This window comes from Paraburkholderia translucens (assembly GCF_020881035.1).
In the GTDB taxonomy this organism is placed as follows: Bacteria; Pseudomonadota; Gammaproteobacteria; order Burkholderiales; family Burkholderiaceae; genus Paraburkholderia; species Paraburkholderia translucens.
The window spans coordinates 17,838-38,553 of the sequence record NZ_JAJITC010000028.1; the positions used below are offsets into that span (position 1 = coordinate 17,838).

The window sequence follows — 20,716 nt, forward strand, 5'->3', positions numbered from 1 at the left end:
GATACGACCACAGGAGAAGCGAATGGCATACGGCGAGCACAAGTACCGCGTTTCGGTGCAATGGACAGGCAACCGCGGCAGCGGCACGTCCGGCTACCGCGACTACGGCCGCAATCATGTGATCTCTTCGGGCGGCAAGCCCGACATTCCGGGTTCGTCGGATCCGGCGTTTCTCGGCGACGCGACGCGCTGGAGTCCCGAGGATCTGCTGGTCGCATCGGCGAGCGCGTGTCACAAATTGTGGTATCTGCATCTGTGCTCGGACGCGGGCATCGTCGTGCTCGACTATCGCGACGACGCCGAAGGCACGATGCTCGATACCGCTCAGGAAGGCCGCTTCTCGCAGATCGTGCTGCGCCCGCGCGTGACGATCCGCGCGGGCGGCGACGTCGAGCTGGCCACGCATCTGCATCACGTCGCGCATCAGAAGTGCTATGTCGCGAACTCGGTCAACTTTCCGATTCTCTGCGAGCCGGTGGTGGAGACGGACGCGCGTTGAGGCGCATGCGGTAGAGGGCCGGCCGAGCGCCGGCGCGCGGTTTGCGGGCGCTCAACGATTGCCGTCGAGCAGATCGCCGAGCATTTCGTCGAACGCGGCCTGCGCGTCTTCGAGCTCCTGCAGCGCGGCGTCGAAAGTCTGCAACGCAAATTGCGAGGGTTGGCCGCTGCCGGCCGGCGGAAATTGCGATTGCAGCGACGCGAACGCCGTTTGCACGCGCTTGGTCGCGGTCAATACGCGTTCCATTGCGGCGGTTTCTTCGGCTCGCGCCTTGTCGTGATCCATGAGTACTCCGGGGTCGTCGGGTTGCCTCGGAACGGCTCGCGCCGCTCCGCAGGAGGAAAAGGTGACTATGCCATGTTCGCGGTCAGGAGAGCGGCAGCGCCTCATACGCTTTCACTTCGCGCAACGATAACGCCGATTCCACCGACGTCACGCCTGGCAGACCGCGCAGTTGATCGCGCATGAACGTGCCGTAGTCATCGAGGTCGCGCGCGACGACTTGCAGGATGTAGTCGGCGCTGCCCGATACGTTGTGGCACGACAGGATACGCGGGATGGCCTGTACCTCGCGCTCGAAGCGCGTGGCCACCACGCGGTCGTGGACGGCGAAGCGCACGAGCACGAACGCAATCACGCCCAGCCCAAGCGCGCCGCGCGACAGCACCGCGCGGTAGCGGTCGATATAACCATCGTTCTCCAGGCGTTTCAGACGCCGTGCGCACGGCGTCTCGCTGAGGCCGACCGTCTCGGCGAGACGCGCATTCGACATCCGGCCATCGTTTTGCAGCGCGGCGAGGATTGCGCGGTCGATCTTGTCGAGGGCGTCGGCGGACATGGTCGTTAGCTGGCTTTTTCGGGGGAGGGGATAGCGCTATGCGGTAGGAGAATTTTAGCGCGTTCCGCTATTTTTGACGCACGCGGGGCCGAACTTCGCCAGCAAACCCTCCGCGTCCGATAGCAACATGGAGTCTCTAGCAAGAAGGAGGCTCCGATGATTTCCGCTCACCTGCTAGCCGTCTATGTGGCGGCATTGGTCGCCGTTTATGCGGTACCCGGGCCGGACATGGCGCTGGTCCTGCAAACCAGCATTGCGCGCGGCGTGCGCAGCGGCCTTGCGGCTGCCGCGGGGCTCGGCGTGTCGCGCGCGACGCATGTGACGCTGTCGGCGTGCGGGATGGCGGCGCTCTTGCGCAATGCGCCGTGGCTGTACGATGCGGTGCGCTACGCCGGTGCGGTCTATCTCGCCTGGGTTGGAATCCAGATCTTTCGCTCGCCTGGCTTTGCGTTGCCCGCTGGTGCCCGTGACAAACAGGACGCCCACGCGCCGCGAGTGGAATCCCCTGCTTCGAGCGACGCGGGCAATGGGTCGCGGCCGTTGCGCACCGCGTTCGTCAAAGGTCTGCTGACGAATCTGCTCAACCCGAAGGCGCTGCTGTTCTGCTCGGTGCTGTTGCCGCAATTCGTTCGGCCCGGCTCGGGGCCGGTAGCGTGGCAGATGATCGAACTCGGCGTCGTGCTGCTCGTGATCGGCGCATGCTTCGACGCGCTGTATGCAATCGGCGCCGCGCGCATCGCCCGCTGGATGCGCTCGCATCCGTTCGCGCAGACGGTGCAGCGCTGGACGTTTTCGGCTGCGTTGATCGGGTTTGCGCTGCGGCTTTCTCTGGATTGAGACGTGGCGTTGGCGTGAGTTGGCTGGGCTGACGGCCGGCGACGCCGACCGCGCAGGACCCGGTGATTGTGTTGATAAAGCCGATAGCGCAGCCGGCCACCGCGCCGGCGCGCCAGCACAGGCGACCGCGCGCACGCGCGGCGGCCCGCCAGTTGCCTTACTGCTGCATCCCGCCCAGATAATCGAGCTTGCCGAGTTCGACGCCGTTATGACGGAGGATGTCGTATGCAGTCGTGACGTGGAAATAGAAGTTCGGCAGCACGAAACCGAACAGATATGACACTCCCGTGAATTCGATCGGACCCGGCCGCAGTTTCAGCGTGATCGTGCGGCTTTCCGAACCGTCGAACTGCGCCGCGTTGAATTCCTTCAGGTAATCGATCGTTTTCTGGATACGGGCCTGCAATTCGTCGAAAGTCTGCTCGACGTCCTCGAACTTTGGCGGCTCGACGCCGGCGAGGCGCGCCGCGCAACCCTTCGCGGTGTCGCTCGCGATATATACCTGGCGCACGAGCGGCAGCATGTCCGGCGCGAGCCGCGCGTTCGTGAACACCGAAGGCTCGATCTGCTTTGCGGCGGCGTGCGCCTCGGCTTTGCCGAGGATGGCCTGCAGATTCGTGAGGCCGCGGATCAGCACAGGCACTGATGCTTGATACATCGAAATTGACATAGGTTCCTCTGATTTCTCGACCTTGCGCACAGGCGGCGCGCGGCAATGAAACGGCGGAAATGCCGCTTCAGCATCATAGCGTGTCGCCTCCTCGCGGCACACTGGCGATTCGGACGACTGCCACGCGCGCCGGAACTGTGTTCGAATGCTTGGGTCGGACGGTGGAACGAAGTTCTTGAACAACCCGCCTGCCGCGTATCGTGCCAAACGACGCGCCCCGTGCAGGTGCGTGGCGTGCTTGCCCATCGTGGGGCCGTCCGGCCGCATGCGATCGGGCGCGCCGCCCCGCCAACAGGAGAGTCGACACCATGGTCACCAAGCATCCATTGCCGGGCAGCGAGCGGCACGTCGAGAAGGGTACGAAGGTCATCGGGCAATGCGATCCCGCCGAGCGGATCGAGGTCTTCGTGATGCTGCGCCGTCAGCAGCAGGCGCAGTTCGACGCATTGATGAGCCGCATCGCCGCGGACGACCCGAGCGTGAAGCCGCTGTCGCGTGAGGCGCTCGCCAAAGACTACGGCGCTGCGCCCGAGGACATCGCGAAGGTTCGCGCGTTTGCGGGTGCGCATGGGCTCGCCGTCGTGCGCGAAGACCCGTCGGCACGCACGGTGGTGCTAGGCGGCACGATCGCGCAGTTCGAGAGCGCCTTCGAGGTCAAGCTCGAACGTTACCAGCACCACGTAGCTGGGCCGTTCCGTGGCCGCACCGGCACCATCAGCGTGCCCGACGATCTGCATGGCATCGTCGAAGCGGTGCTCGGACTCGACAACCGGCCGCAGGCGCGGCCGTACTTCCGCATCCGGCCGCCGTTCGTGCCGGCGCGCGCACGCCAGGTGTCGTACACGCCGCCGCAGCTCGCGTCGCTCTATCAGTTTCCGCAAGGCGACGGCGCCGGCCAGTGCGTCGGCATCATCGAGCTCGGCGGCGGCTATAACGCATCGGACCTGAAGACCTATTTCGCGAGCCTCGGCGTGAGCGAGCCGACCGTGACTGCCGTCGGCGTCGATCAGGCCGGCAACCAGCCGAGCGGCGACCCGAACGGGCCGGACGGCGAAGTTACGCTCGACATCGAGATCGTCGGTGCGATCGTGCCGCGCGCGGCCATCGCCGTGTACTTCACCCAGAACAGCGACGCCGGCTTCATCGACGCGGTGAGCCGCGCGGTGCACGACACGGCAAACAAGCCGTCGGTGATCTCGATCAGTTGGGGGGCGCCGGAATCGGTCTGGACCGGCCAGTCGATGCAGGCGCTCAACAGCGTGCTGCAGTCGGCGGCGGCGCTCGGCGTGACGATCTGCGTGGCCTCGGGCGACAGCGGGTCGAGCGACGGATCGGGCGGCGGCGACCAGGTCGACTTCCCGGCCTCGAGCCCGTATGTGCTCGCTTGCGGCGGCACTCACCTGACAACGTCCGGTTCGTCGATCACGAGCGAGGTCGTGTGGAATGACGGCGATTTGGGCGGCGCGAGCGGCGGCGGCGTCAGCACTGCCTTTCCCGTGCCCGCGTGGCAGCAGGGTTTGTCGGCCACGTCGACGGGCGGCGGCAGCCAGCCGCTCAGCGGGCGCGGCGTGCCGGACGTCGCAGGCGATGCGTCGCCGCTGACCGGCTACGAGGTGCTGGTCGACGGCGCGCAAACGGTGGTGGGCGGCACCAGCGCGGTGGCGCCGCTGTGGGCGGCGCTGATCGCGCGCATCAACGCGGCGAAGGGGCAGCCGGCCGGTTTCGTCAATGCGAAGCTATACAAGGCGCCGGGCGTGTGCAACGACATCACGCAGGGCAGCAACGGCAGCTTCGCGGCGGCGCCGGGATGGGACGCCTGCACGGGCCTTGGTAGTCCCAATGGCGAGAAGGTGGCGGCCGCACTATAGTCTGCAACACAGCGCACGATAAACAACAACGAGACGCAGGGACGAGCACGCACGGCACGTAAAACGAACCCTTGGAGCGATCATGACGAATACAGAATCAGCTTCCGGTAATCAGCCTTCGCCGCACAGTACGCACGCCACCGCCACCGCCACAGCAGGCGCGGCCACCGCCGCCAACGCGCCGCACAAGGCCGGCGACCAGCCGTTCTTCGATCCGGTAGCCTACGGCAACGGACCCGACGATTCGGTCACCGAAACAGTCGAAACGGCCGCGATCACGCATCATTCGGTCACGATCGGCGGGCACAAGATCAACTACACGGCCACCGCGGGCCATCTGGTGATCGTCGATCCGAGCAGCTCGCAGCCGTCGGCGCGAATGTTTTACGTCGCCTTCACGCAGGACAACCAGAAGGAAGAAACGCGGCCGGTCACGTTCTTCTATAACGGCGGGCCGGGGTCGTCGTCGGTATTCGTGCTGCTCGGCTCATTCGCGCCGAGCCGCATCAAGACCTCGATGCCAGGCTTCACCCCGCCCGCGCCGTATTCTCTCGAAGACAATCCGGACAGTCTGCTCGACAGGAGCGACCTCGTGTTCATCAACCCGGTCGGCACCGGCTATTCGGCGGCGATCGCGCCGAAGAAGAACCGCGACTTCTGGGGCGTCGATCAGGACGCGGATTCGATCAAGCAGTTCATCAAGCGTTTCCTGACGAAGAACAACCGCTGGAATTCGCCCAAGTATCTGTTCGGCGAGTCCTATGGCACGGCGCGCAGCTGCGTGCTCGCATATCGGCTGCACGAGGATGGGGTCGATCTGAACGGCATTACGCTGCAGTCGTCGATTCTCGATTACACGCAATCGGGCAACCCGGTCGGCGCGCTGCCCACGGCGGCCGCGGACGCGTGGTATCACAAGAAGCTCGGCGTCGCGCCGCGGCCGACCGATCTCGGCACGTTCGCCGAGGAGGTCGCGCAGTTCGCGCGCACGGATTACCTGGACGCGCTGCGCAAGTTTCCGACCACCGACTCCACGACCGTCGAGAAGCTCAGCGAATACACCGGCATCGACAAAACGACGCTGCTCGCCTGGAGTCTCGACATCGCGGGCTACGACAGCCGCGGCAACTCGCTGTTCCTGACCACGCTGCTGAAGTCGCAAGGCCTCGCACTCGGCGCCTACGACGGCCGCGTGACCGCGATCGATACCGGCATCGCCGGCAAGATCGACCCGAACTCCGGCGGCAACGATCCGACGATGACCGCGGTCACAGGCGTCTATACGACGATGTGGAACGTGTATCTGAACGAGCAGTTGAAGTACACGTCGAACTCGTCGTTTACGGACCTCAACGATCAGGCGTTCAAGTACTGGGATTTCAGCCATATCGATCCGACTGGCGCACAGAAGGGCGTCGACGATAAGGGCAATATCATTCTGTACACGGCCGGCGACCTTGCGGCCGTGATGGCGCTCAATCCCGACCTGAAGGTGCTGTCGGCCAACGGCTTCTTCGATTTCGTTACACCGTTCTATCAGACCGTCCTCGATTTGCAGCAGATGCCGCTCGTCAGTCAGCAGGTACGGCAGAACCTGTCGGCGCGATTCTATCCATCAGGGCATATGGTGTATCTCGATGGCGGGTCGCGCACCGCGCTGAAAGCCGATCTGGCGCAGATGTACCAGGAAACGGTGTCGAACGCACAGGCGCTCGGGCGGATCCGTGCACTGCAGGCACGGGTCGCGAAGTAGCGCAAGCAAGCTGCGCGCGGGCGCTGCCGGCTCAGCCGGCACCCCGCGCTTCCCTGTCCGGCTTTGGTACCCGCAAACGATATTCGCGCAGGAGATTTGAACGATGACCTCGTATTTGTCATGGCTCGCTCTTGGGCGGGCCGCATGAACCTGACCGTGCGCAACATCGCCGAATCGTGCAGCGAGCAGGAAGTGCGGGAATTTCTGGAACGCGAACTCGGCCGCTACGCGAAACACGTCGAAGTCGTGGACGCCGGCAAGCCCGGCGCCTACGCGACGGTCGAACTCGACGCCAGCGTGCCGTATGTCGGCGACGTGATCGCGCGGCAGATACATGGCAAGCATCTGGGCGGCCAGCCGCTCGAAGCGAGCGCCGATCTGTTCAGCGGCGAACCGCCGGAAGCACGGTGAGCGCCGCGGTCAAACCGATTTATCCGACGGCGCCGGCCAGTCGAACGGCGTATAAGGCAGCGCCCGTTTGTGACGCGTCGCGTCGTAAAACTGCAGGATCACGTCACGCGTGGTATCGCTGACCGGCTTGCCTTCGAGAAAATCGTCGATCTCGTCGTACGGGATGCCGTACGCGTCTTCGTCGGGACGGAGCGGCCGCAGCATCTCGAGGTCGGCGGTCGGCACCTTGTGCGTCAGCTCGTCGGGTGCGCCGAGCGTTTTCGCGAGCGCGCGCACGCGGCGCTTGCTGAGCCCGGCGAGCGGCAGCACGTCGGCGCCGCCGTCGCCGAACTTCGTGAAAAAGCCCATCACCGATTCAGCCGCGTGGTCCGTGCCGATCACGACGCCCGAGCGGGCACCCGCCACCGCGTATTGCGCGATCATCCGCTGGCGCGCCTTGATATTGCCGTGCACGAAATCCCGCTGCGATTCGTCCTTGAACGACACGCCGCTTTTATCGAGCGCCTCGAGCATTGCATCGGCCGCCGCTTTGATATCGATAGCCAGATTATCGTCGGCGCGAATGAAACTCAATGCTTGTAGGGCATCGGCTTCATCGCGTTGTTGGCCGTAAGGCAGCCGGACGGCGACGAAACGCGCGTCGTAATGGTTTGCGCGCAAACGCTCGACCGCGAGTTGCGCAAGACGCCCGGCCGTCGTCGAATCGACGCCGCCGCTAATGCCGAGCACATAAGTTTTCAGGCGGCTGCTGCGCAGATAGTCCGCCAGAAAATTGACCCGGCGCTCGATTTCACGGTGTGCGTCGAACTCGGATGCGACGTGCATTTCGGCCGCGATGCCGGCCTGGCGGGCAGCTAGATCGGATTGAGCCATGATCGTCCTGTGTCCTCGTGAGAGAGAAATAGAATGAGGCGGGTTGGAGCAGATTGAAAGCCGGTTGAAAAACGGTTTGAACAGTATCGAAGCGAGCCGCGGCCTGCGATGGTTCTTTTGTCGAATGCAATCGTGTTTCGCCTTGAGTCGCCTGGTTCACCGGCGGTGGTTTTAATCGCGTATTAATTGCCGCTTTTTCGATGCGCTGATTGCCGAAAATGGTCAATCATTAAGGAGCGTCTGGGCGCTTGGCGGTATTTCATCGACACTTCTCAGTTCGCTGAGTAATATCGATCGTGGCGAACGCCGTAGAGACCGGCGTGCAATCAATAATAATCATGTTTGCCCCAGGACGCGATGACATACCCAGATCGGCGTGGCCAGCGCGGATTGAACCGCCTGAGGATTGGCGTATGGTTTTGCGCAGGCGTGTTATCGAGTGCCAGCGCGATGGCGGCACAGGGTCATCCGGCGGCGTCCGGTACGCCGCACTCACCGGTGCTGACCGCGATCGACGCGGCCACCGTCGCTGCGCCTGACGCGGCCGGCGTCGTCGATCCGCGTCGTGCGTTCCTGCTGCGCGAGGTGTTTGCGCAGGACGTGACGCGCCGGCTCAAGCTGCCCGCCGCGGAGCAGCGCGCGTACGCCGAGCGTCTGCAGGCGGCGCTCGATGCTAACGAGCTTGGCGATCTGTCGGGCGAGTACGTGGTGCTCGTCGATCGCAATCCGAACGTGCAGGCGATCTTCATCTACTTCCGCGCGGTGCCTGCCGACAACTGGCAAATGATCGGCGCATCGCCGGTGTCCACCGGTCGGCCCGGCGAGTACGACCACTTCATCACGCCGCTCGGCGTGTTCGAACATACGCCCGACAACATGGATTTCCGCTCAGAGGGCACGCAGAACGAAAATCGCATCCGCGGCTACGGCCGGCGCGACATGCGCATTTTCGACCTCGGCTGGGCGCAGGGCGAACGGGGCTGGGGCAAGGGCGGCATGTCGCAGATGCGCTTCCAGATGCACGCCACCGACCCCGATCGGCTCGAACCGCTACTCGGCATTCGCCATTCGAAGGGCTGCGTGCGGATTCCCGCGTCGCTGAACACGTTCCTCGATCACTACGGAATTCTCGACGCTGAATACGCGCAGCTCGTCGATTCCGGCAAATCGCTGTGGGTGCTGAAAAGCGATCGGCAGATCCTGCCGTGGGCTGGGCGTTATATCGTGGTGGTCGATTCGCAGCGCAAGAGCCGGCCGGCATGGTCGCCGGCGCCGGGCGCGGCTGCGCGGGCGAAGATGCCCGCGCATGCGGATACGGCCGACTGACGGGCGGTTCCGGGTGACGAGGCCCGGCGCCGCTCACGATCTGGCCAGCAGCACGCCGGCCAATGCCAGCGCAAACCCGGCGATCTGCACTGGCAGCAGGGTCTCGCCAAACCCCAGATAGCCTTGGAGTGCGGCCAGCGGCGGCGCCAGAAACAGCAGCGCGGTCGCGCGCGCCGCATTGCCTCGCCGGACCATCCACACCAGCAACGTCACGCTGATGCCCGACAGCATCACGATGCCCCACGCAAGCGATGCCCAAAGCGTCGGCGACACGATCCAGCGATGCTCGCCGAGCGCGAGCGCCAGCACACCCGCGACGATCGCCGCGCCGAGGTTCTGCACCGCGCTCGCGCTGCGAATATCGGCCTTCGCGAGAGAGGTCTTCTGGAACAGCGTGCCCACCGTAATCGCCGCCACTGCGACGATCGATATCAGCACGACCAGCCACGCGGGTGCGTTGCCGTGCGTGGGCGGCGTCGCGGCGGCGAGCTTGGGCGCGAGCACCAGCACGACGCCGGCCAGACCGAGCGTCATGCCGCTCCAGCCGCGCCGTGACAAGCGCTCGCCGAACAGCGGTGCGGCGACGGCGCCGGTCGCGAGCGGCTGCAGCGCGCCGAGCAAGGCCATCACGCCGGCGCTCAGACCCTGCGCGACAGCCCAGTAGCCGGCGCCGAGATAGACGCCCTGCAGTAGAGCGCCCGCGGTGAGGTGTTTGCCGAGATTGCGTCCAGTGGGCCAGGCCGCGCGCGCGACGAGAGCGGCTAGCGCGAAGACCAGCGCGGTGCCGCCGAAGCGGGCGAGCAGAAACAGATTGGGATCGGCGTAAGGCGTGATCGCGCGGGCGACCACGAAACCGGTCGACCACAGCACGACGAAGACAGCGGCAAGGAAGGAAGCGAGCATCGAGGCGGGCGGCGTGAAAAAGCCGTCATCCTGACGGCTCCGGCGGCGCGCGTCTTGTTCGAAGCTGCAACGCGCGCGCCGGACCGTCACCAGGCGAGCAGCATCATCCCCGCTCCGAGGATGCCGCCACAGACGACGCACGCCCACAATAGCCAGCGCGTGCGCCGGTATTCGCGCGCGAGATCCTCGAACAGTTGCGCGTTCTGCCGCGGCGTGCCGGTGCGATCGTGCTGCTGCAGATAGCGCACGGCCAGTTGCGGCACGCGCGGCAGCATTTGCGCAAGATGCGGTAGCTCGTACGACAGTCGCTTGAGCCAGCCGCGATGATCGAGGTCACGCCGCGCGATATCGGCAAGCACGCCGCGTGTGATGCTCCATGTATCGATGCCCGGATGCAACGACCGCCCGAGCATCTCTGCCTGCTGGAACGATCGCTGCGCGGTCGCGAGCGGACCGGACACGCGACCGTCGAAGGGCTCGACACCGTGCAACAGATGATCAAACAGCGGACCCGCCGAGCGATCCTCCGGCGCCGCCGCGAAGTGCGCTTCAGCGCGCGTGCGCAGCTCGGCTTCGAGCATCTCGGCGCGAGTGTCTTGTGGCACGTGGCCGGCATCGCGGTGCATATCGGCGAGCCGCGCGTAGTCCTGGTCGAACAGCGCGGTCGCGCCATGCACGAAGAACTCCCGCTCGCCGCTCGACAGCGTCGCCATGATCGCGAAATCCGCAAGCACGAGGCGCCCGCGCGTATCAGGCTCGATGCTGACGCGCACGTGGCGCGCATCGAGCGTCGCGTGAAAGAAGCCATGCTCGAACGCCTGCCTCGCGACCACCTCGACGATATGCGCGGCGAGCGGCGCCAGCTTGATGCCGTGCGCGTGCAGGCCGGGAGCGTCGCTCGCGGGCAATGTGTTGACGCGCTGCATCGTGAGCGTGTGGTCGGTGCACAGGTCCCAGATCACATCCGGCACGACGATCCGTTTGTCGCCGTCGAAATGGTGGCCGGTCTGGCTCAGATTGGCGGCTTCCGCGCGCAGGTCGAAGCGGCGCAGGATGTCGTCGGTGAAGGTCTGCGCGAGCGCGCGCAACTGCAGTTTGCGCGCGATGCGCGAGAGCTTTTCGAGCCAGCGCGCGACCCAGCGCAACAGCGCGAGTTCGTCGCCGATCTGTTGCAACTGCTGCGCGCGCACGAGCTTGATCGCGACTTCGCGGTGACCTTTGACCGGCGTCGCGAGCCGCGCGAAATGAGTCTGCTCGGCGAAGCCGCTGCGTACCGGCACCAGGTCGACCGCGCTGAACAGTTCGGCGAGCGGCCGCCCGAACGCTCGCGTCAAGGCCAGCGCGGAGTCCTCCGGCGACAGCGGCACTTCCATGTGATCGATCGCGTCGAGCGCATCGTGCAGTGTGCCGCTCGCGAGCTCGGGTCGCCCGGCGAGCGTTTGGGCGAAGCGGCTCGCGAGCGGACCGAGTGCCGGCAGCAGAGCATGCAACTGCTGCCCGCTGCGCTCCGACGCATGCACGCGGGCGATCAGCTCGATCATCCAGTGCAGTTTGTGGTCGGGCGGGGCGGCGAGCCAGATCAGGCGCGCGCCGTAACGCAGCGCATGAAACAGCAGCAGTAGACGGCGAAACAGTGGCGGCATCGGCAGTTCGGTTGACGGCGAGGCGGTGTGCGCGGGACCCGGTGGGGCGGTGGCGTTGCGTTCGCCGCGCAGCCGGCGAGTCCAGCCGTCAAGGTTAGCAGGTCGACGCGATGGCTGGCGTGCTCGCGCGCAGCGGCCGCTCGATTCCGCCTCGGCGCTGCCTGCGCGCCAGGCCCATCAGCGCGCAATACGCGTACTACAATACGGCGGCCTTTCTCGATCACCGCGAAACCCACGCGTGCCGGCTTCCGGCCTTCTCAGATGCTCGCAGAACAACGTCATCAATACATCCTTGCGCAAGTCGCAAAGAACGGCGCGCTGTCGGTCGCCGAGCTGGTGCGCGAACTGAACGTATCGCGCGAAACGATCCGCCGCGACCTCAACGCGCTGGCCGGCCGCGGCCTGCTCGTGACGACGCACGGCGGCGCGTTGTCCAACGATCGGCGCGAGCCCGATCTCGATACGCGCGAAGCCGAGAACGCCGGCGCCAAGCGAGCGATCGGCGAGCGCGCGGCCGAGTTCGTGCCGGACGGCGCGTCGCTGATCATCGATTCGGGCAGCACCACCCAGGCGGTGGCGCGGGCGCTGCTCGACCGGCATCGGCTGACGGTCTATACGAACGACTGGCGCATCGCGCTGCTGCTCGGCCGGCGCAACGACAATCGCGTGACGCTCCTCGGCGGCGAGCTGTCCGACATCGAGGACGCCACCTTCGGCCTCGACACGGTCCAGCAGCTCACGCAGTACCACGCGGATTTCGCGTTCATCGGCGCGGGCGGGATTTCGCCCGACGGCTATCTGACCGACTACAGCCGCATGGCCGCCGAAGTGCGCAGCCGCATGATCGCCGCGGCCGATACGGTCCTCGTCGTCGCCGACCATTCGAAGTTCGGACGCGTGACGCCGGTGCGCATCAACGGCATCGAGTCGGCGCGTTACCTGGTCACCGAACTGGCGCCCGAGCGCGCGCTCGGCAAGGCGATCGCGGCGCACGGGCCGGAGATTCTGATTGCTTGAAGCGAGGGAGCGAAGTGATCTCCACCGCGCTCGTACATCACCCGATTAAAGCCCCATTCCCCGCGCGCCAAAATCCCAATAAAAAAAGCCACGGATCTCGCTGCTAGATCCGAGGCGGCCGGGCGGCGTTGTCAGCACCCCCGTGCGCTCCAGGAGGGAGGGGTGCCGCGAACGCCTCGAACACGGCCAGTGCGCCGCCGAGACCCGTCTGCGTGTGCACCGCAATTTCTCGGCTCAGCCTGCATACATCGTCATTTTCGCCATATACGATCCAACACGGGATCGGCGTGCGGCGCTTCGCTTTCGCGTGGCTCGGCGAGTTCCATCGATGGGCCGGGGTTGGCGAATTGTGTCGTTTTTTGGAATTCGGCACAATCGTCATGGCCTTGTCATCGAAACCTGTGATTCTTGCCGTGCCCGTTCAGGTGCGGCAGGCAGCGCGTGTGTCATAGGCGGGCTGTCAATCAGGCTGGGCGCGAAGCGGCAAGGTTGTCGGCAATCTGCAATCCACGACAGACCGGTGCGATGACCGCAGCGGGCAACACGCATGCGGCGCGTGCCGCCGTTCCATCACTACAGGTATGGGTTACCCCGACCGTCTGGTTTTTATTGCCTTTCGGAGAGAGCGACATGACAAAGACGAATTCCCTTCACGCCGCGGCCGGTCTCGCGCGCAAACTGCTGCCGGCGCTCGTCGCCGCAGCCGCGGTCGGCGGTACCGCGATGCAGGCGCATGCGGCCGACGCCGTCGTGCTGTACACGGCCGACGGCCTCGAAAATCTGTACAAGGATGTGCTGCCGGCCTTCGAAAGGAAGGAAGGCGTGAAGGTCAATATCGTCACGGCGGGTAGCGGGGAAGTCGTGAACCGCGCGACCATCGAGAAGGATCAGCCGAAGGCCGACGTGATCGTCACGCTGCCGCCGTTCATCCAGCAGGCCGACCAGAGCGGTCTGCTGCAGGCGTATCAGAGCGTCAACTACAAGAACGTGCCAGCCATCGCGAAGGCGCCGAACGGCCAGTGGGCGACCTTCGTGAACAACTACTTCTCGTTCGCGATCAACCCCGAAGTCACCAAGACCCAGCCGAAGACCTTCGCGGACCTGCTGCACCCGGACTTCAGCGGCAAGGTCGCCTATTCGAATCCGGCGACCGCCGGCGACGGCATGGCGGTGATCATCCTGACCTCGTCGCTGATGGGCGAAGACCAGGCATTCGACTATCTGAAGAAACTCGAGCAGAGCGCCAAGTTCCACACCAAGGGCACGGGCTATCTCGACGTGCTGCTCTCGCGCAACGAAATCGCCGTTGCCAACGGCGACCTGCAGATGGACCTCGACGACGCGGCCAACGGCGGCCTGTCGCTCAAGCCGGTGTTTCTCGCAGCCACGCCCGGCGGCCAGCCGACCACCTTCCAGTTGCCGTACGCGATCGGGCTGATCAAGAACGGCCCGAACCAGGCCGAGGGCAAGAAGCTGATCGACTATCTGATGTCGACGGATGTGCAGTCGAAAGTGCCGGACATCTTCGGCATTCCGGGCCGCACCGACGTACCGCTCGCGGGTAAGAACGGCGAAGCGGTCAAGCAGTCGATCGCCGGCGTGAAGCTGATCCCGGTGGACTGGGATCATGTGATGTCGAAGAAGGCCGATTGGACCGCGCGCTGGAAGAACGAAGTCATCGGTTCGTCGGGTAAAGAGACCGAAGTGGTCAAGCCGAAGTAAGTGACCCAGGCAGGCAGCGTCTGACGTTGTTGATTCAGGGCGGCGCTACGCGGCGAGCGCGGGGCGCCGCGTCAGCATTCATTCCGTTGGAGGACGTCCCAGGTGAACACGGCCAGTCTCGCTCACCCCAATGCGCCAGGCGCTTCGCTGGATGCGGTGGACGCCGCGCGTTCCGACGCGCCCGGCGGCGTGCAGATCGATCACCTGACGGTGCGTTTCGGCGCGCGCACGGTGCTCGACGATCTGTCGTTGACCATCCAGCGCGGCGAGTTGCTCACCGTGCTCGGCCGCAGCGGCTGCGGCAAGACGACCTTGCTGCGCTTCATCGCGGGCTTCATCGAGGCGGACGGTCTCGCCGGCACGCTGACGGTGGCGGGCCGCGATCTGACGCACGTGCCGCCGCACAAGCGCAATCTCGGTCTGCTGTTCCAGAGCTATGCGCTGTTTCCGCATCTGACGGTGTTCGAGAACGTCGCGTTCGGCTTGCGTGCACGGCGTATATCGGCGCGCGACGTCGCGCGCCGCGTCGCCGAGGCGTTGAAGCTCGTGCAGCTTGGCGACGCCGGTCACGTGATGCCCGCGCAACTGTCGGGCGGCATGCAGCAGCGCGTGGCGCTGGCCCGCGCGCTCGTGATCGAGCCCGACGTGCTGTTGCTCGACGAACCGCTGTCCGCGCTCGACGCCAATCTGCGCGCGTCGGTGCGCTCCGAACTGAAGTCGCTGCATGAGCGCCTGCCGAATCTGACGATCGTCTGCGTGACGCACGATCAGGACGACGCGCTCGTGCTATCCGACCGCACGCTGCTGATGCGCGATGGCCACATCGCGCAGCTCGGCACGCCGCAGCAGCTGTACGACACGCCGGCCGACGGTTTCGTTGCGCGTTATCTCGGCGCAGCCAATCTGCTGCCGCCGCAGGTCGCGTTCGGCATGGACGACGCGCGCTACAACGAGCGCGAGCGTGTCGCGTGTCTGCGTCCGGAGGCGCTGCGCATCGTGCCGCTCGGCGAGGGGCAACTGCACGGCGCGATCGCCTCGGTCGAATGGTACGGCGCGGCCTTGTCGGTGTCGGTCGTGCTCGATGCGCTGCCGAACGAGCCAGTACTCGTCACGATGCAGCGCGGTCTCGGCATGACGCCGGAGAAGGGCGCGCGTATGTCCCTGCGTTACGAGGCTGGCGATGTCGTCCTTATCAAGCCCTGATACGCCCAATCTGCCAGGCCTCGACAGCGAGGCGGCCGCGCGTCGTCGCGCGAGTGCCGCGGCGCATACGGCCGCGGTGAAGCGGCGCGAGCGCATCGCGCACTGGCACCTGTTGTTCATTGCGGTCGTGGTGCTCGGACCGCTCGTCATCTATCCGCTCGTGCGGCTCGTGATGCTGAGTCTGACGGGCGCGCATGGCCTCTCGGGCCACGCGTACGTGACGTTCTTCGGCAACCCGGAAACGCGCGGCGTGATCGGCACGACCCTCGGCATCCTGTTCGCGAGCGCGAGCCTCGCCTCCCTGCTCGGTGTGGCGCTCGCGTCGCTTCTGTTCTTCAAGCCGTTTCCGGGCGCGCGCATGGTCACGCGCTTTCTCGAACTGTTCGTCGCGTTTCCGTCGTTTCTGGTGGCGTTCACGCTGATCTTTCTGTACGGCTCGCAGGGCTCGGTCAGCATCGCGCTGCAGCGGCTGTTCAATCTGCAGGCGCCGCCGCTCGATTTCCTGTTCGGCATCGGCGGCGTGATTCTCGCGGAAGTCGTGTTCTATACGCCGTTCGTCGTGCGTCCGACGTTGGCATCGTTCGCGCTGCTCGACCAGCGGCTGATCGAAGCCGCGCGCAGCCTCGGCGCGAATGGCCCGATGGTCGCGTTCCGCGTGATTCTGCCGCTGGCGTGGCCGGGTATCGCGGCGGGCACGATTCTGTGTTTTCTGCTGACGCTGAACGAGTTCGGCATTCTGCTGGTGCTCGGCAGCGCGCATCTGATCACGCTGCCGGTCGCGATCTACAGCGCCGCCACGGTCGATCTCGATCTGCCGAGCGCCGCCGCCGGCGCGGTCGTCATGCTGCTGATGTCGTTGTCGCTGTATGCGTTGTACCGGCGCGTCAATCGCCGGAAGGCGACGGGAGCCGGTCATGGCCGATGAACTCGATCCGACCGTGTTGCCGGTCATGCACAAAAAGGGCCGGCCGGTGCGGCACAGTCTCGCGGTGCGTGTGTTGGGCAGTCTGTTTCTCGGCTTCGCCGCGCTGCTGTGCTTCTGGCTGTTCGTGCTGCCGGTGCTGGTGGTCGCGCTGTCGAGCGTGGCGTCGCACTGGTCCGGCACGGTCCTGCCCGACGGTTACAGCATGCGCTGGTTCGAGCGCCTCAGTTCGAGCGACTTCGACGCGCTGACGACCAGCCTCGAAGTCGGTATGGGCGTCGCGGTGCTCGGCACGATTCTCGGTTTGTGGCTCGCGCTCGCGCTCGAAGGACGCGACCGGCGCGGCCTCGGCGCTCTCGTCGACACGATCGCGATGATGCCCAACGGCGTGCCGAGCGTGGTGCTCGGCCTCGCGGTGCTGATCGCATATCACAAGCGGCCGCTCGATCTGTCGGGTTCGGCGGCGATCGTCGTGTTCGTGCAGCTCGCGCTGGTGCTGCCGTTCTGCTACCGCTGCGCGGCCTCTGCGCTGCGCCCGGAGCTGACCGTGCTGCGCGAAGCGGCCGCGAGCCTCGGTGCGCCGCCGTCGATGGTGCTGCGCCGCGTCGTGCTGCCGCAACTGGTGCCGGCGATCCGCGCGAGTCTCGCGCTCGGCTTCGCGCTGTCGCTCGGCGAACTCGGCGCGACGCTGACAGTGTATCCGCCGGGCTTCGCGACGGTGCCGATCGTCGTGGTCGGGCAGGTGGAACGCGGTTATTACCTGCCGGCCTCTGCGCTGTCGCTGATTTTGCTGCTGGTCTCGCTGGTCGCGCTGCTGATGATCGCGGCGCGCGCTCCCCGTCGACGGATCGGCTGACCAGATCGGCTGGCGGACAATTTTTCGTGATCTGAAGCGCGCGCCGATGGCCGGGTATCGACGTTGACGTGGCAATATTTGTCGAAATGACCGACTCTATGCACTCCGCTTCCGTCGATCCGATCGAGGTCGTGCGCCGCCATTCGCTGACGACGCTGGTGCGCGACGAGATCGAACGGCATATCGTCGACGGCACGCTGACGCCGGGCGACAAGCTCAACGAAGCCGATTGGGCGGCGCGCTTGCACGTGTCGCGCGGGCCGGTGCGCGAGGCGTTTCGCGCGCTCGAGCAGGCCGGGCTCGTACGCACGGAAAAGAACCGCGGCGTGTTCGTGCGGACGGTGTCGCTAGCGGAGGCGGATGAGATTTACGCGGTGCGTGCGGTGCTCGAAGAGGCTGCGTGCCGGATGCTTGCGGCGTGCATCGACGCGGCGAAGCTCGCGGTGCTACGCGACTGGGTGGACGCGATGCGCGCAGCGCTCGCGTCGCACGATCACGACGCGTATGCGCGCGCGAACGTCGCATTTCACGATGCGCTCGTCGCGGCGGCCGGCAACGCGAAGTTGTACGACACGTATCGCGGGCTCGTGAGTCAGTTGAACCTGTTTCGGCGGGCAGCGCTGGTCGTGCGGGGCGACGCGATGAAGCGTTCGCTCGCCGAGCATCGCGCGATTCTGATCGCGCTCGCGTCGCGCGATGCGGAGCAGGCGGCACACTTGATGCGCGCGCACGTGCAGGGCGGATTGCAGCGCGCGCATGCCGTTTGCGCGGGGGCGGGCGATGAGGCGCGCGCGCAGCGCGTCCCGGCAACCGAATGCGCGCCCGGTTCGCGCGCGCGATGACGCCTTTGCGGTGACGACCCCGGCAATGGAAAACCACGCAATGACACGTCCCGAGCAACGCATGATCGAAGTCAACGGCCGGAGTTACCGGCTGCCTTCGCAACCGACGGTCGTCGTCTGCGTCGACGGCTGCGAATCTGCGTATCTGGACGCAGCGGTCGCGGCCGGCGTCGCGCCGTTCATCGGTTCGATGCTCGCGGGAGGCGCGGCGTTTCGCGGCGATTGTGTGGTCCCATCGTTCACCAATCCGAACAACCTGTCGATCGTGACCGGCGTGCTGCCGTCCGTGCACGGCATCTGCGGCAACTACTTCTGGGACCCGGACGCGAACGGTGGCGCGGGGGCGGCGGTGATGATGAACGACCCCGCCTACCTGCGCGCGCCAACGCTGCTCGCGGCGGCAGCCGACGCCGGCGCCGCCGTCGCCGTCGTCACCGCGAAGGACAAGCTGCGCGGGTTGCTCGGCTGGCGGCTGAAGGGCATCTGCTTCTCGGCGGAAAGAGCCGACAAGGTGACGCGCGAGGAAAACGGCATCGACGACGTGCTCGACCTGGTTGGTCTGCCGTTGCCGGGCGTGTATAGCGCGGGCTTGTCGGAATTCGTATTTGCAGCCGGCGTTCGGCTCGCGCAGACGCGCAAGCTCGATCTCATGTATCTGTCGACGACCGACTATGTCCAGCACAAATGTGCGCCCGGCACCGAAGGCGCGAACGCGTTCTGCGCGATGATGGACGGCTACCTCGCGAAACTCGACGCGCTCGGCTGGGTAATCGGACTCACCGCCGACCACGGCATGAACGCAAAGCACGATCCGCAAACCGGCGAACCGAATGTGATCTATCTGCAGGACGTGCTCGACGACTGGCTCGGCGGGGCGGCGGCGCGCGTGATTCTGCCGATCACCGATCCCTATGTCGTGCATCACGGCGCGCTGGGCTCTTTCGCGACGGTCTATTTGCCGCGCCAGGTCGACGCGGCGTCCGCGATTGCGCGGATCGGCCGCCTGCCGGGAATCGAAGTCGTGCTCGACCGACGCGCCGCGTGCGTGCGCTTTGGGTTGCCCGAGGATCGGATCGGCGATCTCGTCGTGATCGCCACGAAGCATGTCGTGCTCGGTACGAGGCGCGATGAACATGACCTGTCCGGGCTCACGGTGCCACTGCGCTCGCACGGCGGGATTTCCGAGCAGGAAGTGCCGCTGCTGTTCAACAGGCACGTTCAGTTGCCGGACTCCGACGGCGGCGGCAACCAGCGCAAACGCCTGCGCAACTTCGACATCTTCGATGTCGCGCTGAATCGAGTGTCGGCATCATGAACACGGCGCAGTGGGATCATCCGGCGTTGCGCGCCGAAGCGCTGCGGCGGGGCGGCGAGCGAGTGACGCGCGCGCGGACGCTCGACGTATTCGATCCTTATACCGGCATGCGCGTCGGCACGGTCAATGTGTGGGAAGTTCCGGGCTAACGGATCGAACTGACACCGTTCGGCGGTATCAAGGATTCGGGGCTCGGCTACAAGGAGCGGGTTCAGGAAGCGATGAAGAGCTTTACCAATCTGAAGACGTTTTCGTTACCCTGGGAGTGACAGGTGGCATTGAGTCTGGACGATATCCGTGTGCTTTTTGAGCGACACGGCAGCCTCGCATACAGCGGCGAGCCGGTGACGCAACTAGAGCACGCGCTGCAGAGCGGTGCGCTGGCCGAGATGGAGGGTGCGAGCGACGAACTGGTCGCCGCGGCGTTTTTGCACGACCTCGGGCATTTGCTGAACCTGCAAGGGGAGACGCCGACGGAGCGAGGCGTCGACGATAGGCATCAGTATTTCGCGTTGCCGTTTTTGCGGCCCGTTTTGCCGGATGCGGTGCTGGAGCCGATCCGTCTGCACGTCGATGCAAAGCGCTGCTTGTGCGCGATCGATGCCACCTATTCCGGCCAGCTTTCCGCTGATTCCGTACGCAGCCTGCAATTGCAAGGTGGGATCTTTAGCGAGGAGGAGGCGCAGGCGTTTATGCAGAAGCCGTACGCTGAAGACGCGATGCGTTTGCGCCGCTGGGACGATCGCGCGAAAGAGAAGGATCGTGCGACGCCGGGTATCGACCATTATCTAGCCGTGGTCGAGCGCGTGATGCCCGCAAGCAGATGAGTGAGTCTAGACGCATTGGGTCGTGGGTAGATTGAGTCCCGCTTGTCAAAATATTGCTTGCAAGTCCCGATGACGCCGACTAGAATCCCGCTCTTTCGCGCTCCGGACGCCGGGGCGCGGAGGAGCGGGAAGCCTTGGATGGCGGGGACTTCCGCGGTGTGGACGGGTTAAGCGAGTGATAAAAACCTGTTGACGATCCGCTGGAAGTTGTTCATAATTCCGTTTCTCTGCTGCAGACGCAGCGACGCAAACGACGCGGTGCCGGGTAATTCAGGCGCTGCGCAGTGGGCGAACCGATCTTTAACAACCAACAGCCGATAAGTGTGGGCGCTTGATGCCGCGATGCGGCGGCGGATTCTGCGGAATCTGCTGCCAGGCAAAAGGTATCAGA

The 20,716-nt window shown here is 65.5% G+C and carries 21 protein-coding genes and 1 pseudogene; 15 read left to right on the forward strand and 7 right to left on the reverse strand.

Going from position 1 to position 20,716, the window contains the following annotated elements; genetic code table 11:
• Window positions 1-22 precede the first annotated feature (22 nt).
• A complete protein-coding gene (locus tag LJ655_RS29015) occupies window positions 23-499 on the forward strand; it encodes an OsmC family protein (protein WP_230564596.1) in 477 nt (158 codons plus the stop codon).
• A 51-nt stretch (window positions 500-550) separates the two neighbouring features.
• On the opposite strand, the gene LJ655_RS29020 is transcribed toward LJ655_RS29015, so the two are convergent.
• Window positions 551-784, reverse strand: coding sequence for a hypothetical protein (locus tag LJ655_RS29020; RefSeq protein ID WP_230564597.1), 234 nt, complete (start codon window positions 782-784; stop codon window positions 551-553).
• 82 nt (window positions 785-866) lie between these two features.
• On the reverse strand, window positions 867-1,337 hold the full coding sequence (locus tag LJ655_RS29025) for an Lrp/AsnC family transcriptional regulator (RefSeq protein WP_230564598.1): 471 nt from the start codon (window positions 1,335-1,337) through the stop codon (window positions 867-869).
• A 156-nt stretch (window positions 1,338-1,493) separates the two neighbouring features.
• Between LJ655_RS29025 and LJ655_RS29030 the strand changes: the two genes are divergently transcribed.
• On the forward strand, window positions 1,494-2,174 hold the full coding sequence (locus LJ655_RS29030; protein WP_230564599.1) for a LysE family translocator: 681 nt from the start codon (window positions 1,494-1,496) through the stop codon (window positions 2,172-2,174).
• A gap of 157 nt (window positions 2,175-2,331) precedes the next feature.
• Here LJ655_RS29030 and LJ655_RS29035 read toward each other — a convergent pair whose 3' ends face one another.
• Window positions 2,332-2,844, reverse strand: coding sequence for a DUF1993 domain-containing protein (locus tag LJ655_RS29035; protein ID WP_230564600.1), 513 nt, complete (start codon window positions 2,842-2,844; stop codon window positions 2,332-2,334).
• A gap of 308 nt (window positions 2,845-3,152) precedes the next feature.
• Between LJ655_RS29035 and LJ655_RS29040 the strand changes: the two genes are divergently transcribed.
• The 3 genes from LJ655_RS29040 to LJ655_RS29050 all read left to right on the forward strand — a co-directional run bounded on the left by LJ655_RS29040 (window position 3,153) and on the right by LJ655_RS29050 (window position 6,876).
• Complete coding sequence (locus tag LJ655_RS29040) at window positions 3,153-4,712, forward strand: S53 family peptidase (RefSeq protein WP_230564601.1); 1,560 nt, start codon at window positions 3,153-3,155, stop codon at window positions 4,710-4,712.
• A gap of 82 nt (window positions 4,713-4,794) precedes the next feature.
• Entirely contained in the window at window positions 4,795-6,465 is a 1,671-nt protein-coding gene (locus tag LJ655_RS29045) for a S10 family peptidase (RefSeq protein ID WP_230564602.1), read from the forward strand.
• Window positions 6,466-6,609: 144 nt separating this feature from the next.
• Window positions 6,610-6,876: an RNA-binding protein gene (locus LJ655_RS29050; RefSeq protein ID WP_230564614.1), complete on the forward strand. Its 267-nt coding sequence runs from the start codon at window positions 6,610-6,612 to the stop codon at window positions 6,874-6,876.
• A gap of 9 nt (window positions 6,877-6,885) precedes the next feature.
• Here LJ655_RS29050 and nadE read toward each other — a convergent pair whose 3' ends face one another.
• Window positions 6,886-7,749 (reverse strand): ammonia-dependent NAD(+) synthetase, encoded by an 864-nt coding sequence (gene nadE / locus LJ655_RS29055; RefSeq protein ID WP_268991768.1) that lies wholly within the window; start codon window positions 7,747-7,749, stop codon window positions 6,886-6,888.
• A gap of 357 nt (window positions 7,750-8,106) precedes the next feature.
• Between nadE and LJ655_RS29060 the strand changes: the two genes are divergently transcribed.
• Window positions 8,107-9,075, forward strand: a complete 969-nt coding sequence (locus LJ655_RS29060) for a L,D-transpeptidase (RefSeq protein ID WP_425605849.1) — start codon at window positions 8,107-8,109, stop codon at window positions 9,073-9,075.
• A 33-nt stretch (window positions 9,076-9,108) separates the two neighbouring features.
• Here the strand turns inward: LJ655_RS29060 and LJ655_RS29065 are convergent, their stop codons facing one another.
• Both LJ655_RS29065 and LJ655_RS29070 read right to left on the reverse strand, forming a co-directional pair.
• Entirely contained in the window at window positions 9,109-9,978 is an 870-nt protein-coding gene (locus LJ655_RS29065; RefSeq protein WP_230564604.1) for a DMT family transporter, read from the reverse strand.
• Window positions 9,979-10,064: 86 nt separating this feature from the next.
• Entirely contained in the window at window positions 10,065-11,621 is a 1,557-nt protein-coding gene (locus LJ655_RS29070; RefSeq protein WP_230564605.1) for an ABC1 kinase family protein, read from the reverse strand.
• A 261-nt stretch (window positions 11,622-11,882) separates the two neighbouring features.
• On the opposite strand from LJ655_RS29070, the gene LJ655_RS29075 reads away from it, so the two are divergent.
• The 9 genes and pseudogenes from LJ655_RS29075 (at window position 11,883) to LJ655_RS29115 (ending at window position 20,325) form a co-directional block, all read left to right on the forward strand.
• Window positions 11,883-12,638 carry a DeoR/GlpR family DNA-binding transcription regulator gene (locus tag LJ655_RS29075; RefSeq protein WP_230564606.1) on the forward strand — a complete coding sequence of 252 codons (756 nt, stop codon included), beginning with the start codon at window positions 11,883-11,885 and terminating at the stop codon, window positions 12,636-12,638.
• A 630-nt stretch (window positions 12,639-13,268) separates the two neighbouring features.
• Entirely contained in the window at window positions 13,269-14,360 is a 1,092-nt protein-coding gene (gene phnS, locus LJ655_RS29080) for a 2-aminoethylphosphonate ABC transporter substrate-binding protein (protein ID WP_230564607.1), read from the forward strand.
• A 102-nt stretch (window positions 14,361-14,462) separates the two neighbouring features.
• Entirely contained in the window at window positions 14,463-15,563 is a 1,101-nt protein-coding gene (gene phnT, locus LJ655_RS29085) for a 2-aminoethylphosphonate ABC transport system ATP-binding subunit PhnT (protein WP_230564608.1), read from the forward strand.
• Window positions 15,541-16,488 carry a 2-aminoethylphosphonate ABC transporter permease subunit gene (locus LJ655_RS29090; RefSeq protein ID WP_230564609.1) on the forward strand — a complete coding sequence of 316 codons (948 nt, stop codon included), beginning with the start codon at window positions 15,541-15,543 and terminating at the stop codon, window positions 16,486-16,488. The genes phnT and LJ655_RS29090 overlap by 23 nt, the downstream gene beginning before the upstream one ends.
• Window positions 16,478-17,341 (forward strand): 2-aminoethylphosphonate ABC transport system, membrane component PhnV, encoded by an 864-nt coding sequence (phnV, locus tag LJ655_RS29095; RefSeq protein WP_230564610.1) that lies wholly within the window; start codon window positions 16,478-16,480, stop codon window positions 17,339-17,341. The genes LJ655_RS29090 and phnV overlap by 11 nt, the downstream gene beginning before the upstream one ends.
• Before the next feature lie 86 nt (window positions 17,342-17,427).
• The gene (locus tag LJ655_RS29100) at window positions 17,428-18,183 is read left to right on the forward strand and encodes a phosphonate utilization associated transcriptional regulator (protein ID WP_230564616.1); all 756 of its coding nucleotides are present in this window, start codon (window positions 17,428-17,430) and stop codon (window positions 18,181-18,183) included.
• 25 nt (window positions 18,184-18,208) lie between these two features.
• Window positions 18,209-19,498: a phosphonoacetate hydrolase gene (gene phnA / locus LJ655_RS29105; protein ID WP_230564611.1), complete on the forward strand. Its 1,290-nt coding sequence runs from the start codon at window positions 18,209-18,211 to the stop codon at window positions 19,496-19,498.
• A 107-nt stretch (window positions 19,499-19,605) separates the two neighbouring features.
• Window positions 19,606-19,767, forward strand: a pseudogene (locus LJ655_RS29110) (aldehyde dehydrogenase family protein); the annotation flags it as partial.
• Window positions 19,768-19,770: 3 nt separating this feature from the next.
• Window positions 19,771-20,325, forward strand: coding sequence for a phosphonate degradation HD-domain oxygenase (locus tag LJ655_RS29115; protein ID WP_230564612.1), 555 nt, complete (start codon window positions 19,771-19,773; stop codon window positions 20,323-20,325).
• A 211-nt stretch (window positions 20,326-20,536) separates the two neighbouring features.
• Here the strand turns inward: LJ655_RS29115 and LJ655_RS29120 are convergent.
• A partial coding sequence (locus tag LJ655_RS29120) for a hypothetical protein (RefSeq protein WP_230564613.1) occupies window positions 20,537-20,716 on the reverse strand: 180 nt, incomplete at its 5' end.

What these genes read in the sequence shown, in the direction of transcription:
- LJ655_RS29075 (WP_230564606.1), top strand. Translation starts at nt 11,883, where the DNA reads ATGCTCGCAGAACAACGTCATCAATACATCCTTGCGCAAGTCGCAAAG.
- phnS (WP_230564607.1), top strand. Translation starts at nt 13,269, where the DNA reads ATGACAAAGACGAATTCCCTTCACGCCGCGGCCGGTCTCGCGCGCAAA.
- LJ655_RS29035 (WP_230564600.1), bottom strand. Translation starts at nt 2,844, where the DNA reads ATGTCAATTTCGATGTATCAAGCATCAGTGCCTGTGCTGATCCGCGGC.
- LJ655_RS29065 (WP_230564604.1), bottom strand. Translation starts at nt 9,978, where the DNA reads ATGCTCGCTTCCTTCCTTGCCGCTGTCTTCGTCGTGCTGTGGTCGACC.
- LJ655_RS29025 (WP_230564598.1), bottom strand. Translation starts at nt 1,337, where the DNA reads ATGTCCGCCGACGCCCTCGACAAGATCGACCGCGCAATCCTCGCCGCG.
- LJ655_RS29050 (WP_230564614.1), top strand. Translation starts at nt 6,610, where the DNA reads ATGAACCTGACCGTGCGCAACATCGCCGAATCGTGCAGCGAGCAGGAA.
- phnV (WP_230564610.1), top strand. Translation starts at nt 16,478, where the DNA reads ATGGCCGATGAACTCGATCCGACCGTGTTGCCGGTCATGCACAAAAAG.
- LJ655_RS29040 (WP_230564601.1), top strand. Translation starts at nt 3,153, where the DNA reads ATGGTCACCAAGCATCCATTGCCGGGCAGCGAGCGGCACGTCGAGAAG.
- LJ655_RS29070 (WP_230564605.1), bottom strand. Translation starts at nt 11,621, where the DNA reads ATGCCGCCACTGTTTCGCCGTCTACTGCTGCTGTTTCATGCGCTGCGT.
- nadE (WP_268991768.1), bottom strand. Translation starts at nt 7,749, where the DNA reads ATGGCTCAATCCGATCTAGCTGCCCGCCAGGCCGGCATCGCGGCCGAA.
- phnA (WP_230564611.1), top strand. Translation starts at nt 18,209, where the DNA reads ATGGAAAACCACGCAATGACACGTCCCGAGCAACGCATGATCGAAGTC.
- LJ655_RS29100 (WP_230564616.1), top strand. Translation starts at nt 17,428, where the DNA reads ATGACCGACTCTATGCACTCCGCTTCCGTCGATCCGATCGAGGTCGTG.
- LJ655_RS29060 (WP_425605849.1), top strand. Translation starts at nt 8,107, where the DNA reads ATGACATACCCAGATCGGCGTGGCCAGCGCGGATTGAACCGCCTGAGG.
- LJ655_RS29045 (WP_230564602.1), top strand. Translation starts at nt 4,795, where the DNA reads ATGACGAATACAGAATCAGCTTCCGGTAATCAGCCTTCGCCGCACAGT.
- LJ655_RS29020 (WP_230564597.1), bottom strand. Translation starts at nt 784, where the DNA reads ATGGATCACGACAAGGCGCGAGCCGAAGAAACCGCCGCAATGGAACGC.
- LJ655_RS29015 (WP_230564596.1), top strand. Translation starts at nt 23, where the DNA reads ATGGCATACGGCGAGCACAAGTACCGCGTTTCGGTGCAATGGACAGGC.
- LJ655_RS29090 (WP_230564609.1), top strand. Translation starts at nt 15,541, where the DNA reads ATGTCGTCCTTATCAAGCCCTGATACGCCCAATCTGCCAGGCCTCGAC.
- LJ655_RS29030 (WP_230564599.1), top strand. Translation starts at nt 1,494, where the DNA reads ATGATTTCCGCTCACCTGCTAGCCGTCTATGTGGCGGCATTGGTCGCC.